At 63.9% G+C, this 14,981-nt stretch carries 17 protein-coding genes and 1 pseudogene; 3 read left to right on the top strand and 15 right to left on the bottom strand.

Annotated features, from left to right (window positions below; translation table 11 throughout):
• Positions 1 to 177: 177 nt before the first annotated feature.
• The 8 genes from AC0V7N_RS06565 to AC0V7N_RS06530 form a co-directional block, all read right to left on the bottom strand.
• Positions 178 to 1,113 carry an IS110 family RNA-guided transposase gene (locus AC0V7N_RS06565; RefSeq protein WP_475455801.1) on the bottom strand — a complete coding sequence of 312 codons (936 nt, stop codon included), beginning with the start codon at positions 1,111 to 1,113 and terminating at the stop codon, positions 178 to 180.
• Positions 1,114 to 1,415: 302 nt separating this feature from the next.
• Positions 1,416 to 2,051 (bottom strand): class I SAM-dependent DNA methyltransferase, encoded by a 636-nt coding sequence (locus tag AC0V7N_RS06560; RefSeq protein ID WP_475455799.1) that lies wholly within the window; start codon positions 2,049 to 2,051, stop codon positions 1,416 to 1,418.
• 54 nt (positions 2,052 to 2,105) lie between these two features.
• A complete protein-coding gene (locus AC0V7N_RS06555; RefSeq protein WP_475455797.1) occupies positions 2,106 to 2,918 on the bottom strand; it encodes an amino acid ABC transporter permease in 813 nt (270 codons plus the stop codon).
• 261 nt (positions 2,919 to 3,179) lie between these two features.
• Positions 3,180 to 3,977: a transporter substrate-binding domain-containing protein gene (locus tag AC0V7N_RS06550; protein WP_475455795.1), complete on the bottom strand. Its 798-nt coding sequence runs from the start codon at positions 3,975 to 3,977 to the stop codon at positions 3,180 to 3,182.
• 165 nt (positions 3,978 to 4,142) lie between these two features.
• Entirely contained in the window at positions 4,143 to 4,679 is a 537-nt protein-coding gene (locus AC0V7N_RS06545) for a MarR family winged helix-turn-helix transcriptional regulator (RefSeq protein WP_475455793.1), read from the bottom strand.
• Positions 4,676 to 5,089: an organic hydroperoxide resistance protein gene (locus AC0V7N_RS06540; RefSeq protein WP_475455791.1), complete on the bottom strand. Its 414-nt coding sequence runs from the start codon at positions 5,087 to 5,089 to the stop codon at positions 4,676 to 4,678. Before AC0V7N_RS06540 ends, AC0V7N_RS06545 begins: the two co-directional genes overlap by 4 nt.
• Positions 5,090 to 5,244: 155 nt before the next feature.
• Positions 5,245 to 5,790 (bottom strand): 50S ribosomal protein L19, encoded by a 546-nt coding sequence (rplS, locus tag AC0V7N_RS06535; protein ID WP_027042867.1) that lies wholly within the window; start codon positions 5,788 to 5,790, stop codon positions 5,245 to 5,247.
• 196 nt (positions 5,791 to 5,986) lie between these two features.
• Complete coding sequence (locus tag AC0V7N_RS06530) at positions 5,987 to 6,253, bottom strand: hypothetical protein (protein ID WP_496628051.1); 267 nt, start codon at positions 6,251 to 6,253, stop codon at positions 5,987 to 5,989.
• Here AC0V7N_RS06530 and AC0V7N_RS06525 point away from each other — a divergent pair.
• A pseudogene (locus AC0V7N_RS06525) lies at positions 6,162 to 6,873 on the top strand (sulfite exporter TauE/SafE family protein). The gene AC0V7N_RS06530 and the pseudogene AC0V7N_RS06525 sit on opposite strands and share 92 nt — an antisense overlap.
• Here AC0V7N_RS06525 and trmD read toward each other — a convergent pair.
• Together trmD and rimM are read right to left on the bottom strand one after the other, a co-directional pair.
• Entirely contained in the window at positions 6,855 to 7,553 is a 699-nt protein-coding gene (gene trmD / locus AC0V7N_RS06520) for a tRNA (guanosine(37)-N1)-methyltransferase TrmD (RefSeq protein ID WP_475455788.1), read from the bottom strand. The pseudogene AC0V7N_RS06525 and the gene trmD sit on opposite strands and share 19 nt — an antisense overlap.
• Positions 7,550 to 8,149 carry a ribosome maturation factor RimM gene (rimM, locus tag AC0V7N_RS06515; RefSeq protein ID WP_475455786.1) on the bottom strand — a complete coding sequence of 200 codons (600 nt, stop codon included), beginning with the start codon at positions 8,147 to 8,149 and terminating at the stop codon, positions 7,550 to 7,552. Before rimM ends, trmD begins: the two co-directional genes overlap by 4 nt.
• A 393-nt stretch (positions 8,150 to 8,542) precedes the next feature.
• Between rimM and AC0V7N_RS06510 the strand changes: the two genes are divergently transcribed.
• Both AC0V7N_RS06510 and AC0V7N_RS06505 read left to right on the top strand, forming a co-directional pair.
• Positions 8,543 to 9,481 carry a tyrosine recombinase XerC gene (locus tag AC0V7N_RS06510; protein WP_475455785.1) on the top strand — a complete coding sequence of 313 codons (939 nt, stop codon included), beginning with the start codon at positions 8,543 to 8,545 and terminating at the stop codon, positions 9,479 to 9,481.
• 380 nt (positions 9,482 to 9,861) lie between these two features.
• Entirely contained in the window at positions 9,862 to 10,932 is a 1,071-nt protein-coding gene (locus tag AC0V7N_RS06505) for a TraB/GumN family protein (protein ID WP_475455783.1), read from the top strand.
• A 3-nt stretch (positions 10,933 to 10,935) separates the two neighbouring features.
• On the opposite strand, the gene AC0V7N_RS06500 is transcribed toward AC0V7N_RS06505, so the two are convergent.
• From AC0V7N_RS06500 to AC0V7N_RS06480, 5 genes are all read right to left on the bottom strand, one after another.
• Positions 10,936 to 11,709, bottom strand: coding sequence for a DUF2867 domain-containing protein (locus tag AC0V7N_RS06500; RefSeq protein WP_475455781.1), 774 nt, complete (start codon positions 11,707 to 11,709; stop codon positions 10,936 to 10,938).
• A gap of 89 nt (positions 11,710 to 11,798) precedes the next feature.
• Entirely contained in the window at positions 11,799 to 12,143 is a 345-nt protein-coding gene (locus AC0V7N_RS06495) for a hypothetical protein (protein ID WP_475455779.1), read from the bottom strand.
• A gap of 138 nt (positions 12,144 to 12,281) precedes the next feature.
• Entirely contained in the window at positions 12,282 to 13,688 is a 1,407-nt protein-coding gene (lpdA, locus tag AC0V7N_RS06490) for a dihydrolipoyl dehydrogenase (RefSeq protein WP_475455777.1), read from the bottom strand.
• 24 nt (positions 13,689 to 13,712) lie between these two features.
• A complete protein-coding gene (locus tag AC0V7N_RS06485) occupies positions 13,713 to 14,468 on the bottom strand; it encodes an SDR family oxidoreductase (RefSeq protein ID WP_475455775.1) in 756 nt (251 codons plus the stop codon).
• Positions 14,465 to 14,917 carry a hypothetical protein gene (locus tag AC0V7N_RS06480; protein ID WP_475460217.1) on the bottom strand — a complete coding sequence of 151 codons (453 nt, stop codon included), beginning with the start codon at positions 14,915 to 14,917 and terminating at the stop codon, positions 14,465 to 14,467. Before AC0V7N_RS06480 ends, AC0V7N_RS06485 begins: the two co-directional genes overlap by 4 nt.
• Positions 14,918 to 14,981: the final 64 nt, after the last annotated feature.

Here is a 14,981-nt window from a genome sequence, read left to right as displayed (position 1 = left end):
TGTCCTGCAGCACGAAACCCTTGTAAGCCGGATCGCCAAAAAGCTCTTCCATGGCGTGGCTCATACCAATGTTTTGGCTTTTCGGCAATTGCGGCGTGGACTGGCTTCCCCTCCCCCCTTGTGGGGGAAGGTGGATCGGCGCGCAGCGCCGAGACGGATGAGCGACTATCTGGGGTGTCAAGTTGCATTTGCGAATTCGTTACGCGCGTCGCGTGCTTTTGCATTGAGAATGACGAGCAGCTTGCGGGCGAGCGCAATGCGGATGACCATTTTCTCCTTTCCGGCAGCCTGCAACCGTTGCTTGAAAGCTGCCAGATGCGGATCATATTTGGCAACGATGCTGGCAACGAGGAAGAGGACGCCGCGCGGCCCTGCCCGACCGCCGCGCACTGGTCTTCGACCGCTGCGCTTGCCGCTGTCATTGGCGATCGGCGCCAGGCCGGCCAACTTGGCGATGGCCTTGTTGGAGAGGATGCCGATCTCCGGCAACTGCGCCATCAGCCGCGCCACGGTGCGAGAGGCAACACCCTTGAGCGAGCGGAAGGCCCGGTCGAGGCATGCCCACAGCGGATCGTCATCGATGAGCGTGGCGATCTCACCCTCGAGCCTGCGGCTCTGGCGCGCAAGCAGCGCGATCACCTCATCAAGGCTTGCGATGGTTTCGGCGTCGGCAGTGCTCTTGCGCTGCTTTTGAATGGTGAGGTCACCTCCCACCTGGGAAAGCCGCGCAACCAGCGCCTTGAGCCGCTGCTGGGCCGCGCTTGGCGGCGGCGTCGGCTTGAGCCGCTTGACGGCACCATAACGGGCAATCACGGCGGCATCGATCCTGTCGGTCTTCTCCAGGAAACCCATCGCCTCGGCAAAGTAGCGAACGCTCCTCGCATTGGCCATGCCGCAGGGTTGGCCCATCTCCCACAAGAGCAGGAAGGCCAACCGTTCGTAGCCGCCACTGGCCTCCATGACGACGAGTTTGACATCATGGTTCTGACACCAGGCGGCCAGATCGGCGATGCCTGCCGCATCGTTGGCGAAGCGGTTTGCCGCTCCCATCGGCTCGATATGGGCATCAAGCCAGTCTTTCGAAATATCTATTCCACAGAGGATCGTGTTCACGGTAACCTGCCTTGTGCGTGCGATTGGAGCCAAGCGACTATTCGGTCGTGCGTGACGAAGGCGAAGATCCCAGGCTCATCCACGGTTGTAGCCGCAGGGGTGTCGGGCGACTTCGCCAAGCCTCGAATCGGATGGCCGTCCGGTTCGAGGCTCAGTCGCTTCCATCGCACAAAGTCTCCTCCGTGCAGATACAAGGGGTGTTCCAGCGGAGTGAGACGTTGGTGTTCCCTGGAACACCCCTCATCCGACCTCGCTTCGCGAGGCCACCTTCTCCCACAGGGGAGAAGGGAAGATGGCGCCGCTCACATCACCTCGAACACAAACGTCTTCACCAGCGCATCCGGCTCGGCGATGGCATAGCAGCGGAACCATGGGCTCTGTTCGACGAGCCGCCATTTCTTCGCCTGCTCCAGCTCATCAAAAACGCCCTGAAAGCCGCCGCTCTCAAAAACCTGGTCGCGCACGGTGAAGATGGCGTGGCCGCCTTTTCCGGTGATGCGCACCAGTTCGTGCAGGCCCGACGCCGGCGCGTGGCTGATGGTGAACACGCCGGTCGAGAAGAAGGCGCGGAAATAGCCGTCCGGCCATGGTAGCGGGCCGCCCAGCATCGCCTGTTTCAGCTCGCTGTAGGCATTGCGGCTGCCGGCGATCTTCAGCATGTCGTCCGACAGGTCGAGGCCGGCAATGTCGCCATAGCCGAGCGCCTTCAGCGACGGCCCCGACAGGCCGGTGCCGCAGCCGGCATCGAGCAGCGGCCCTTCGCCCACCGGCACATGGCGCGCCACCCAGGCGGTGATCAGGAACGGCAGCAAATAGCCGAGCGAGGCGGTCTCACTGTCATAGGTCGCGGCCCATGTGGCGTAGGCCTGCGCCAGCGTTTCCGGCGTGTCGGCGCCGTAGACGGAATCCAGCGCCGCATTGGCTTTGTCGACGATCATGAGACCTCCTCAACGAGATATGCCGGGGATCGTAGCGCCGTCTTCGCCGGAAAACTATTCCTGATGCTGGTTTCGCAGCCGCCGCTCCAGTGCCCGGAGCGCCAGCGACAGGCTGACGGTCAGGATGAGATAAATATAGGCCGTTATCGAATAGGTCTCGAAGAAGCGGAACGAGCCGGCGGCATAGACCTTGCCCATCTGCGTGATGTCGGCGACGCCGAGCACCGAGACCAGCGAGGAATCCTTGACCAGAGCGACGAAATCATTGCCGAGCGGCGGCAATATGGTGCGGATCGCCTGCGGAAACACGATCAGCCGGAAGCGCTGTGTGCGGCTCAGGCCAAGCGCCTTGGCCGCCTCGATCTGGCCCTTCTCGACCGCCTGGATGCCGGCGCGGAAAACCTCGGAGATGAAGGCCGAATAGCCGATGGTCAGCGCCATGATGGCGCGCCACAACAGCGACACGTCGCGCACCAACAACTCGCCGAGATAGCCCGCACTTTGCAGCGGCGCGGTCAGTGCGTTCCACGCCGCGACGAAGGCCGGCGCGCCGGCAAAGGCGATCCAGAACAGCAGCACCAGGATCGGCACGCCGCGGATGATCTCGACATAGAAGCGGGCGATCTGCCGCAGCCAGGGCGAACCAGACAGGCCCATCAGCGCAATGCCGAGACCGATGATCGACGCCAGCGCGAAAGCCACCACGGTGACGAAGACGGTGACGCCGATGCCCTTGGCAACGGTGGCGAAGACCTGGGCATAGAGGTTGCTGGTGGCGATGAACAGCGCCGCGACCAGTGCAAGCGCAGCGGCAACGGCAAGCCACCAGGGGAAGTCGGGTTTGGTGGAGGATGCGGGTGCAGCCATCAGGCGATGCCGGTGGAGCGGACGTCCCGAGAGGATAGCGCCAAGGCCCCCCTCTCTGGCCTGCCGGCCATCTCCCCCTCAAGGGGGGAGATCAGCAGCTTCAGCGCCGCCGCACATCTTGCATCGCCCAAAATTGGCGAAAGCCGAACGGACTGCCAATCTCCCCCCTTGAGGGGGAGATGCCCGGCAGGGCAGAGAGGGGGGCCTGGGCGCAAACTCAGCGCGATTTCCCGCACACGCGCTCCCGTCAGCAACAGGGCCTCACTGCCCCATTTTGTAATCAAGAAACCACTTCTTGTTCAGCGCATCCAGCGTCCCATCCGCCTTCAGCGCGGCGATCGCGGCGTTAACCGGCTTCACCAGGTCCGACCCCTTCGGGAAGATAAACCCGAAATCCTCGGTGCCGAGCGGTCCGCCGATCAGCTTCAACTTGCCCTCGGAAGCATCGACATAGCCCTTGCCGGCGGTGCCATCGGTCAGCACGACGTCGACATCGCCGGACTTCAATGCCTGCACCGTGGCGCCGAACGTCTCGAACAGCTTGATGCGCGGGTTCTGCTCATTGCCGTCGAGCACGCTGTAGACGGCGGTGTAGAACGGCGTCGTGCCGGCCTGCGCGCCGATCAATCCGTCCTTGAAGGCGCCGAAAGTCTTGGCGTCGGTGAAGCGACTTTCGTCGCCGCGCACCAGCATGAACTGCTCCGAGCGCATATAGGGGTCGGAGAAATCGACCTTCTCCTTGCGGTCGTCCTTGATGGTGATGCCGGTCATGCCGATGTTGTACTGGTTGTCGGAAACCGCCTGGATCATCGCGTCCCAGGAGGTGTTCTGATACTCGACCTTGAAATTCAGCCGCTTGGCGATCTCGTTCATCGCGTCATATTCCCAACCGATCTGTTTTCCGGTCTTGGGATCGATGAACTGCAGCGGCGGATAGGCGTTTTCGGTGACCACCACCACCTTTTTGCCGGCGAGGTCGGGTAGCGCCTGCGCGAAGGCGGCGACGGGTGCCAGCACGAGGGCCAGCAGGCCGGCCAGCAGCAGTTTCGACTTGGTCATGACACACTCCCGAAAATTGAAAGCGCCCGGATAGCGGCCGGGCTTACTGGAGAATCCGGCGCCGACTTTAGCTTTCCGTCTGCGTCATGCAAGACGGTCCGCTGCGTCAGCGCGCGCGAAAAGGGATTCGGATGCCCTCAATTCAGGGATTCCGGGATGATCTGGTTATGTCGAGCCAGAAATCAACGCTTCAGCATCCGCCGCCGGGTCTTCCGTTACGGCGTTGCGCAGACCGGCGCCAAGATGAGTGAGCGTTGCGTGCAGCGCTTTCGCTTCACCAGGCTCCAGCGGCACGCTGCAGGCAAGGGCTGATGACACATCCTTGATGCGCGCGCGCAGCGCCTGGCCTTCGGCCGTCGGTTCGACCAGCACCCGGCGCTCGTCGGCGGAATCGCGGCGGCGGGTAATGAAGCCGCCTGCCTCCATCCGCTTGAGCAGCGGCGTCAGCGTCGCGGAATCCAGGCCAAGCGCCTCGCCAAGCGCGCCTACCGTGCTCGGCGCGTGCTCCCATAGTGCCAGCATGGCCAAATATTGCGGATAGGTCAGACCAAGCGGATCGAGCAATGGCCGATAGAGCTTCGTCATCAGCCCGCTCGCCGAATAGAGCGCGAAACACAGCTGTTGATCGAGCCGCGGGACCCTGATCGTCCCGGCGGCCTCCGCCGGGACGTCGCTGGTGCTCTTTGTGGTCTTTCCCGTCATGCCGCCTTTACCGAAAGCGCCACGTCGACATTGCCCCTGATGGCGTTGGAATAGGGGCAAACCTGGTGCGCCGCTGATACAAGCGCTTCCGCCGCTGCCGGATCAAGACCTTTCGTTTCCACCGCGAGCGCGACGCCGAGTTTGAAGCCCTCGCCATTGGGAAGCAGGCTGACGGTGGAGGTTACCCCGGCATCCGTGAGCGGCAGCTTCTGTTTGCGCGCGATGAAGCGGACCGCGCTTTCGAAGCAGGCGGCGTAGCCGATGGCGAAAAGCTGCTCGGAATTGGTGGCGCCACCCGGCCCGCCGAGCTCCTTGGGCATCGCCAGATCGACCTTGAGCAGACCGTCGCTGGTCTCGCCATGGCCGGCGCGGCCGCCGGTGACGTGAGCCTGTGTGGTGTAGAGTGCCATATCAAATCTCCAATTATCTTGTGCACGATTGTTTAGTACACAAGATAATATGCCGTCAACACCCGGATCCAGTTTCCGGAGCTGAAAGCGTTCACAGTCTGGTGAAACGAAAAAAGGCGGCCGAAGCCGCCTTTTCAAAAGGGATTTCCGAAATCTTATTCGGCCGGGGTCGCTTCAGCGGCCTTGGCAGCCTCAGCCTCGGCGGCGGCCTTCTTCTCGGCGGCTTCCTTGGCGGCCGTCTCGGCGGCCAGCGCCTGGGCAGCGGCGACCTTCTCGGCCTCGATGCGGGCCTTCTCGGCGTTCAGCGCATCGCGCTCCTCATCGTTGAGCTTGCGGGCGCGCACGCCGGTGTTTTCCGAAATACGGGCCGACTTGCCGCGACGATCGCGCAGGTAATAGAGCTTGGCGCGACGCACCTTGCCGCGACGCACGATCTCGACGCCTTCGACCATCGGCGAGTAGACCGGGAACACGCGCTCGACGCCTTCGCCGTAGGAGATCTTGCGGACGGTGAAATTTTCCTGGAAGCCGGAACCGGCGCGGGCGATGACAACGCCCTCATAGGCCTGGACGCGGGTGCGGGTGCCTTCGGTCACGCGGACCTGGACGCGCACGGTGTCGCCGGGCTGGAATTCGGGAAGCTTGCGCTTGGCTTCGATCTTGGCGGCCTGCTCGGCCTCGAGCTGACGGAGAATATCCATCTCAATAGTCCACTTCTTGTTCTTCCGACAGTCAGAGCGCCCTACGCTCGCCTTGCAGTTCCAATACCGCTCGGTTATGTCCTTTGTCTCTGAGACATTTTTGTCTCTAAGACATCGGACAGGGGCGACTACACCGTCATTGTTGACGGGTCCGGCAGATTCTTCTGTCCGGTACGGGCGGGCACATACAGCTGTTTCAGCGCTTTGTCACGCCCGCGCACGAGTCTTTTTTGCCGGCATGGCACCATCGTAATCGCTTCGTGCCGGGTTGCGCCGCTGCCTGGGGCTTTCTAAGCCTGACATAACACAGTTTTCCGCGGCGGCATTTCATGTCTGTCTTCGACGCCATCCTGCTTTTCCTGGCGGGCTTCTTGTCAGGCGCCGCCAACGCGGTGGCCGGTGGCGGCACCTTCGTCACCTTCGGCGCCATGACACTGGTCGGCGTGCCGCCGATCGTCGCCAACGCGACCTCGTCTGTCACGCAATTCCCGAGCTATATCACCTCGACGCTCGCCTACTGGACCGACATCCGCCATTTCTGGCGCGGCGCCCTTCTTCTTTGCCTGATCTCGGCAATCGGCGCACTGGCCGGCGCGCTGATCCTGCTGGCGCTCGACAACCCGTCCTTCCGCGTCCTGGTGCCGTGGCTGCTGTTGGCTGCGACCGCTCTGTTTGCCGCCGGACCGTGGCTGAAGCCTGCGCCAAAACCCGGTCATGAGGCGGCGGTCGGCTCGCTCGCCGGTTCGCTGGCGCAGTTCGTCACCGCCATCTATGGCGGTTTCTTCGGTGCCGGCATGGGCTTGATGATGCTGGCGACGCTCGGCCTGACGCAGGCCGGCGACTATCACCGGCTGAACGCGCTGAAGAACATGCTGGCCGTGGTCATTGCGGCTGTCGCCATCGTCGTCTTCGTCTCGGGTGGCGTCGTCGCCTGGCCGCAGGCGATCATCATTGATCCCGGGCGGGGCGCTCGGCGGCTATGCCGGCGTGTGGATCGCCAAGCGCGTGCCGCAGAATGTGGTGCGCGGCTTCGTCATCGCCGTCGGCCTGTTTCTCGCCTTCTATTACTTCGGCAAGGGCTGAGCAGCGAACAGGTCGGGCCGCCGCTCCCTGGTCAGCTTCTCGGACTCCGCGCGCCGCCAAGCCGCGATCTTCTTGTGATTGCCGGAGATCAACACATCGGGAATCTCCCGGCCTTCGAATTCCTGCGGCCTTGTATAGTGCGGATGCTCGAGCAGGCCGTTCTCGAAGCTCTCTTCCTCGCCGGACACGGCATTGCCCATGACGCCGGGCAGCAGCCGCACCACCGCGTCGAGCAGCACAAGCGCCGCCGGCTCGCCGCCAGAAAGAATGAAATCGCCGATCGAGACTTCCTCTAACCCTCGTGCCTCGATCACCCGCTGGTCGACGCCCTCGAAGCGGCCGCACAGGATGACGGCGCCCGGCCCGGCGGCGAGTTCCCGCACGCGCGCCTGCGTCAGCGGCTTGCCACGCGGGCTCATCAGCAGGCGCGGACGCATATCGCCCGGCGGCGAGGCATGGTCGATCGCCTTGGCCAGCACATCGGCGCGCATCACCATGCCGGCGCCGCCGCCGGCCGGCGTGTCGTCGACGGTGCGATGCTTGTCGGTGGCGAAGTCGCGGATCTGGACCGCATCCAGCGACCATGTGCCGGCCTCGAGCGCGCGGCCCGCCAGCGACAGGCCGAGCGCGCCCGGAAACATCTCGGGATAAAGCGTCAGCACGCTAGCCGAGAAACTCACCGGTTGCCCCCGGCGTCGCGCGGTCCGCGCGGCCTGCCCTTCGGGTCGAAATTGTCGTCTCGCGGCGCATCGCCATCCTCGTCCTCGATAAGTCCGGCCGCCGCCGGGTCGACGCGGACAAAGCCCTCGGCGATCGACACTTGAGGCACGGCGGCCTGGGTGAACGGGATCAGCACGCCCTTGCGGCCGGCAAGCGTCACGTCGAGAATGTCGCCGCCGCCGAAATTATGCACGGCGACGACTTTGCCGAGCGCGGCACCCGTATCGTCCCGAACCTCCAGTCCGACCAGGTCGGCATGGTAGAACTCATCCTCCTCGCCGTCGTCGGGCAGCATCGAGCGGTCGACGAACAGCTCCGTGCCGGCAAGCGCCTCGGCGGCATTGCGGTCAGCAATGCCTTTGAAGCGCACCACGACAACCGTGTTGGCGGGGCGGATATCGATGATCTGGAAGACGCGGCCGTCCCTGGCATAGAGCGGCCCATAGTCCGCCAGCGCCATCGGCTCGCCGGTGAAGGTTTTCACCCTGAGTTCGCCCTTGATGCCATGGGCGGCGCCGATCACGGCCATCTGGACAGGGTTTTGCGGCTTGCTCATGGCACTTTTACCTTCGTCATCCACGGGCGGAGCAGGCGCGAAGCGGCTGCGCAGACCCGAGGATCCATTCCGTTACGGTGACCAAAAAGCACAGCAGTTCAGAAAGGGTCACCTGTCTCGTTCCTGCCAAATATCTATTTGCGGACACGTCGCGCTGTCCGCCGCAAACCTCTGTACCGCAGCAACGCCCGCAGGTCACGGCATGGATCCTCGGGTCTCCGCGACGGAGCTTCGCTCCTGCTCCGCCCGTGGATGACGAAGGGACCTAGCGTTTCAGCCAATCACCAAGGTTTGTGACCTGCCACCTATCGACGATCTCCTAACCCCAGCCCCTTGTCATTTCAATGACGGCCTCTTCACCGCTTCCTAACCCGAATACCCCAAAATGCCGCCATGCAGGAATTCCTCATCCCGGCGAAGCCCGATCTCCAGGCGGCACGCGAAAGCTGGCTGAAGATGCTGGCGCGGGAGCGCCGGCTGTCGCCCGCGACCGTCGAGGCCTATGAGCGCGACACGCGCCAGTTCCTGCATTTCCTCACCGGCCATTGCGGCGGCTCGCCCGGCATTTCGGATATCGCCAATCTGCGCCCAGCCGATCTGCGCGGCTTTCTCGCCGCCCGCCGCAACGCCGGCGCCGGCGCCCGCACGCTTGGGCGCGGGCTGGCCGGCATCCGCTCGCTGCTGCGTTTTCTCGAGCGGCGCGGTCTCGCCAATGCCGCGGGTGCCGCAGCACTTCGCGCGCCGCGCCAGCCGAAATCGCTGCCAAAACCGCTGACGGCGAGCGACGCCAAACATGTCGTCTCCATCGAGGGCCAATTGGCCGAGGAACCCTGGATCGCGGCCCGCAATGCCGCCGTGCTGACGCTGCTCTACGGCTCCGGCCTGCGCATTTCCGAAGCGCTCGGCCTCGCCGGCGCCGATCTGGCCTCGGAGGCCGACACCGTGCTGCGCGTCACCGGCAAGGGCGGCAAGACGCGGCTGGTGCCGGTGCTGCCCGTGGCGCTCAGGGCAATCGCCGCATACCGCCGGCTTTGCCCCTATCATCTCGATCCGAAGGGCCTGTTGTTTCGTGGCGCACGCGGCGGCCCGCTCAACCCGGCCATCATCCAGCGCGACATGGCGAAGCTGCGCTCGGCGCTCAACCTGCCCGATACCGCGACGCCGCACGCGCTGCGCCATTCCTTCGCCACGCATCTGCTTGGGCGGGGCGGCGATCTGCGCACCATCCAGGAATTGCTTGGCCACGCCAGCCTGTCGACGACGCAGATTTACACCGGCGTCGACACCGCGAGGTTGCTCGAAATCTACGAATCGGCCCATCCGAGGGCGTGAACGCCGGCGCCGCCGCACCGTATCGGTGGCCTACTTATGAACATTCGCGATTAGCCGAAGCGTTCCCGACTTCGTCATCCACGGGCGGAGCAGCCGCGCAGCGGCGTCGCGGAGACCCGAGGATCCATGCCGCGACCTTGCTGACGGGTGCAGCGGAGCGAAATTCTGCACCGTTGCGGCGTTCCAGAGTCCCGGCATGGATCCTCGGGTCTGCGCCGCGTCGCTACGCTCCTTGCTCCGCCCGTGGATGACGAAGAAATCGGCGTTTCCGCCAACTGGGCATGAGGCCCATCGACGTCAGCCGAGAACGATAGCCGGTCAGGACAATTTCATAGCATCAATTAACCGTTTTGCCGCTTTTCGGTCCTAGGAATAGGATCATGAAACGTGTCATCGCCATCGCCGACCGTGCAGCTTCCCTGTCGCTGAAGCTGCTTGTTGCGCTCAACGTGCTGTTTTTCCTGTCCTTTCTTGCCGTCCTTTTGTTCGCTGCCGGCAGGGCGCATGCGGAAGTCCCGACCTGCAGCGGCGCCGACATGCTGTCCGCCCTGCAGACGAGCAGCCCCGCCACCTACAGCAAGATCGAGGCGGAAGCCGCCGCCACGCTGAATGGCAAGGGCCTGTTGTGGAAGCTGGAAAAGTCCGGCGAACAGCCATCCTACCTGTTCGGCACCATGCACATGACCGATCCGCGCGTCACCACGCTGACGCCGCAAGCACAGAAAGCCTTTGACGCCGCCGGCACCCTCATCATCGAAACCACCGATGTCCTCGACAAGCAGAAGATGATGACGGCGATGCTGAAGGAGCCGGACCTGATGATGTTCACCGACTCCACGACGCTGTCGTCCTTGCTGACGCCGGACGAAGCGGCGGCGATGAATGCAGCACTCGACGCGCGCGGCATCCCGCCGGCAACGGTCGCCAAGATGAAGCCGTGGATGCTGTCGGCCATGATGGCGCTGCCGGCTTGCGAACTCGCCCGCCAGTCGGGCGGGGCGCCGGTGCTCGACGTCAAGCTGGCCGAGAGTGCCAAGGCCGCCGGCAAGCCGGTGGAAGGACTGGAAACGGCCGAGAGCCAGTTGCGCGCCATGGCCTCGCTGCCGCTCGCCTTTCACATGAAGGGCCTGGTCGACACGCTGAAGCTGGGCGACAAGGTGAACGATATCAACGAGACGATGATCATCCTCTACCAGCGCGGCGACACCGGCATGTTCTGGCCGCTGTTCCGCGCCGCCATGCCCGAAGAGCAGAACGATCCCGCCGGCTATGCCGCCTTCGAGGAAACCATGATCACCAGCCGCAACAAGGTGATGGTCGATCATGCCGAGCCGATCCTGGCCAAGGGCAATGCCTTCATGGCGGTCGGCGCGCTGCACCTTCCCGGTCCGCAGGGACTGGTCGAGGATTTCCGCAAGGCCGGCTACACTGTCACGGCAGTGGGGCTTTAACCCCTATTTGATCAAGACCTGAGCCAGCATCGCCGGAGCGATGATGCGGTGAAACGGCATGATGATGGCAAGATACGTCCGCCCGAGCAGATTGTGCGTCTTCACGATCGTCGACACAGCCACCTGCTGCCGGCCCGCGCCGAGGTCGTTCACCTCCACCAGGAGGCGGAAATCGAGATGTCGGTCGTCCAGACCAAGGACGACCCTGCCTTGTGCCTGGCTGATGAGCGGAAAGATGCCGATCTTGCTTTCCGGCGGCGCGTCGGGTTCCGCCCCCGCTTTCAGCCCAAATGGCCTCACGGCGAGATTGCGCAGCTGCGTAAGCCGGCCGACCCATCTCGGTGACCGCCCCAGAACGCGTTCGGCCGCGCCGATGGCGGTCAGCGCAAGACCATCGGTTGTCAGCACATATCGGTCGGCGAACTGAGCGCCGGCAAGAGCACCCTCGGGATCGGGGAAAGTTTGTGCAGTGGGCGTCATAGCGGCAACTCCCTCACAACCAACGATAGCATCGGTTGGTTTGGCTCGCTGCGTGGCGAAACGCCGCCGCCCGGCGAGGCACCAATGCTCGAAATCAAGCTGGCGGGAGGCGTATCTTTCCGGGCCTGAGGGACTGGTCGAGATTTTCGCAAAGCCGGCTATACTGTCACCGCCGTCAATTGAGTCGGATGGCAGCGGGGGGACCAAAACGCCGCGTTTCCGGCGCTTTCCTTCGCTAGCGTGAAACCCATTCAACGGTTGCGCGTTGATGGCTGTTGATTGATCATTTTCATCCACGGAGGACACTTTTATGGCGAATCCATCGAACGACACTCCCAGGCCAAGCGGCGGGGGCGGCAGCCCCTGGCTGATTGCGCTGGTCGTCGTTATCCTGGCGATTGTCGCGTATTACGTTTTCGGCAGAAGCGGCCAGCATCCGGCACCCGCCGAACCGCCAGCGGCCAGCACACCGGCCCCGGCGCCCGCACCGGCAGAACCGATGAAGCCTGCGGAACCTGCGCCGGCACCTGCCCCAGCACCCGCACCCGCGCCTGCGCCCGCTCCGGCACCTGCGCCGGCACCGGCACCGGCTCCTGCGCCAGCACCCGCGCCTGCACCGGCCAACTGATCGGCGCGACATCGAATACGAACGGCCCGCTGAAAGGCGGGCCGTTTTGTTTTGGACGATGGCACCACGGTTCGTCATCCTCGGGCTTGACCCGAGGATCCATGCCGCGACATCAGCCAAGGAATGCAGCGGAGCAGAACTCTGGACCGCCGCGACGCTCTGAAGTCACGGCATGGATCCCATGGTCTGCGCCGCGTCGCTTCGCTCCTTGCTTCGCCATAGGATGACGAAGCGTTGGGCCTCAGATGTGGATCGGCTTGAAGAACGTGGCCAGCGCCGCTTCCTTCACCGCTTCCGACATTGTCGGATGCGCGTGGGTGGTGCGGGCGAGGTCCTCCGACGAGCCACCGAACTCCATGAGCACCGCCGCCTCATGGATCATCTCGCCGGCGCCGAAGCCGACGATGTGCACGCCAAGCACCCGGTCGCTCGCCTTGTCGGCGAGGATCTTCACGAAGCCGTCCGTGTGCAGCATGGCGCGTGCGCGGCCATTGGCGCTAAACGGGAACTTGCCGACCTTGTAGTCAATGCCGGCCTTCTTCAGCTCTTCCTCGGTCTTGCCGACCGAGGCGATTTCCGGGCTGGTGTAGACGACACTCGGAATGACCTCGTAATTCACGTGGCCGGCCTGTCCGGCAATGGTCTCCGCCACCGCCACGCCCTCGTCCTCGGCCTTGTGCGCCAGCATCGGCCCGGCGATGACATCGCCGATCGCATAGATGCCGGGAACGTTGGTCCGCAGATGAGCGTCGGTCTTGACCCGGCCACGCTCGTCAACCTCGACGCCCGCCTCCTTCAAGCCGAGACTGTCGGAATAGGCGCGCCGTCCTGTCGAGATCAGCACCGCGTCGGCCTCGATCGTCTCGGCGGCACCGCCCTTGACCGGCTCGAAGGTGACGGTCGCGCCTTTCTTGGCCTTGGCGACGCCGGTGACCTTGGCGCCGAGCTTGAACTCGAAACCCTGCTTGGAGAGCAGCCGCTGGAACTGCTTGGAGACCTCGCCATCCATGCCGCCGAGGATGGTGTCGAGGAACTCGACCACGGTGACCTTGGCGCCGAGCCGCGCCCACACCGAGCCGAGCTCCAGGCCGATGACGCCACCGCCGACCACAACCAGATGGCCGGGAACCTTCTCCAGCGACAGCGCACCGGTCGACGAGACAATCACCTTCTCGTCGATGTCGACCTTGACGCCGGGAATGCCGGCGACATCGGACCCGGTGGCGATGACGATGTTCTTCGTTTCGATCTCCTCGACCTTGCCGTCCTCGCCGGTCACCGACACCTTGCCGGCCGCAAGCACCTTGCCGGTGCCACGGAAGCTGTCGATCTTGTTCTTCTTGAACAGGAATGCGACGCCGTTGACGTTGGACGACACCGTCGCATCCTTGTGCGCCATCATTTTCTTGAGGTTGAGCTTGGGTGCTGCGATCTCGACGCCGAGCGTATCGAAGGAATGGCCGGCCTCGGCGAACATCTCGGAGGCGTAAAGCAGCGCCTTCGACGGAATGCAGCCGATGTTGAGGCAGGTGCCGCCGAAGGTGGCGTTCTTCTCGACCACCGCCACCTTCAATCCAAGCTGCGCCGCCTTGATGGCGCAGACATAGCCGCCCGGTCCCGATCCGATGATAACGACGTCATAAGCCATGATACTGTCCTTCTCGATTGGGTCTCAGCGGCCGCCGCTGACATTCAGGATCGCGCCTGTCGTATAGGACGCGGCGTCGGATAGAAGATAGAGAACCGCCGCCGCGACTTCATCCGCGGTGCCCGCCCTTTTCATCGGCAGCGTGTCCTGGATCAGCGACACTCGGCCCGGCTGTCCGCCGGAAGCGTGGATATCGGTGTCGATGATGCCCGGCCGCACCGCATTGACGCGGATGCCTTCCGTCGCCACCTCGCGGGCAAGCCCGACGGTGAACGTGTCGATGGCGCCCTTGGAGGCGGCATAGTCGACATAATTGTCCGGCGCGCCCAGCACCGCCGCCGCCGATGAGATGTTGACGATCGCTCCACCCGAACCGCCATGGCGCGTCGACATACGCTTGACCGCCTCGCGGGCGCAGAGAATGGAACCGACGACATTGATGCGCATCATGCGTTCGAGCCGTGCCGCGCTCATCTCGTCGACACGGGCCTTGGCGTCGACGATCCCGGCATTGTTGACGAAAGCGTCGAGCCGGCCATAGGTCCGATCCACTGCTTCGAACATAGCCATGATGTCGGCCTCGCTGCCGACGTCGCCCTTGACGGCAAACGCATCACCACCGCCAGCCTTGATGTCGCCGACCAGCGCGTCGGCGGCAGCCTGGTTCGAGGCATAGTTGACCGCCAGACGATAACCGGCCTTCGCCCCGAGCCGGCAGACGGCCGCGCCGATGCCGCGACTGCCGCCGGTGACCAGCAGCACTTTTTGTGCCTCGCTCATTCCTGGCATCCCTTCAGCGTAAAAACATCCGACGGCACTTTCGAAAATCCGCTGCCGCCATAGGCCAGTGAATGCCGCAATGACGGCCCAAGGTCGGGAAGGATCAGTGTCTTCGGCGCATCGGCGCCTTGCGCCGGCAAGAACCCGATGCTGCCCTTGTCATCCGATGTGTAGATGACACCGTTCCACAGCGTGCAGGCGGCAAGCTCAGCACCAGTGGTGTCGCCCTCCGGGCATTTATACGTCAAGGAGCCGTTCGGCCGCGCTTCGCCCGAGCTCCACATCACAATGCCGTTCAGCACCACATTGTTGTCGAGGATCATGCGGAAGCTGTTTGTGACAACAGCCGAGGTCCCGGTCGGCGTAAAATCGATCTCGCTGCCGCTTTGGGCGTCGCCGTAGACCGCGAGTTCGATCGGACAGGCGGCATGGGCGATCGCTGTTATCATCGCCGCGCCGACCGCTATCGATGCGGTCGCGAGGCTTTTGGGCAAGAAGGAACGGATCATCACT

This window comes from Mesorhizobium kamtschaticum (assembly GCF_056174585.1).
This window is presented reverse-complemented; position numbering and strand designations above follow the sequence as displayed.

Coding starts and splice junctions, on each gene's coding strand:
- AC0V7N_RS06555 (WP_475455797.1), bottom strand. CDS start 2,918: ATGGCTGCACCCGCATCCTCCACCAAACCCGACTTCCCCTGGTGGCTT.
- AC0V7N_RS06485 (WP_475455775.1), bottom strand. CDS start 14,468: ATGAGCGAGGCACAAAAAGTGCTGCTGGTCACCGGCGGCAGTCGCGGC.
- AC0V7N_RS06495 (WP_475455779.1), bottom strand. CDS start 12,143: ATGGATCCTCGGGTCAAGCCCGAGGATGACGAACCGTGGTGCCATCGT.
- AC0V7N_RS06560 (WP_475455799.1), bottom strand. CDS start 2,051: ATGATCGTCGACAAAGCCAATGCGGCGCTGGATTCCGTCTACGGCGCC.
- AC0V7N_RS06545 (WP_475455793.1), bottom strand. CDS start 4,679: ATGACGGGAAAGACCACAAAGAGCACCAGCGACGTCCCGGCGGAGGCC.
- AC0V7N_RS06510 (WP_475455785.1), top strand. CDS start 8,543: ATGCAGGAATTCCTCATCCCGGCGAAGCCCGATCTCCAGGCGGCACGC.
- rplS (WP_027042867.1), bottom strand. CDS start 5,790: ATGGATATTCTCCGTCAGCTCGAGGCCGAGCAGGCCGCCAAGATCGAA.
- AC0V7N_RS06540 (WP_475455791.1), bottom strand. CDS start 5,089: ATGGCACTCTACACCACACAGGCTCACGTCACCGGCGGCCGCGCCGGC.
- lpdA (WP_475455777.1), bottom strand. CDS start 13,688: ATGGCTTATGACGTCGTTATCATCGGATCGGGACCGGGCGGCTATGTC.
- AC0V7N_RS06505 (WP_475455783.1), top strand. CDS start 9,862: ATGAAACGTGTCATCGCCATCGCCGACCGTGCAGCTTCCCTGTCGCTG.
- rimM (WP_475455786.1), bottom strand. CDS start 8,149: ATGAGCAAGCCGCAAAACCCTGTCCAGATGGCCGTGATCGGCGCCGCC.
- AC0V7N_RS06550 (WP_475455795.1), bottom strand. CDS start 3,977: ATGACCAAGTCGAAACTGCTGCTGGCCGGCCTGCTGGCCCTCGTGCTG.
- AC0V7N_RS06480 (WP_475460217.1), bottom strand. CDS start 14,917: ATGATAACAGCGATCGCCCATGCCGCCTGTCCGATCGAACTCGCGGTC.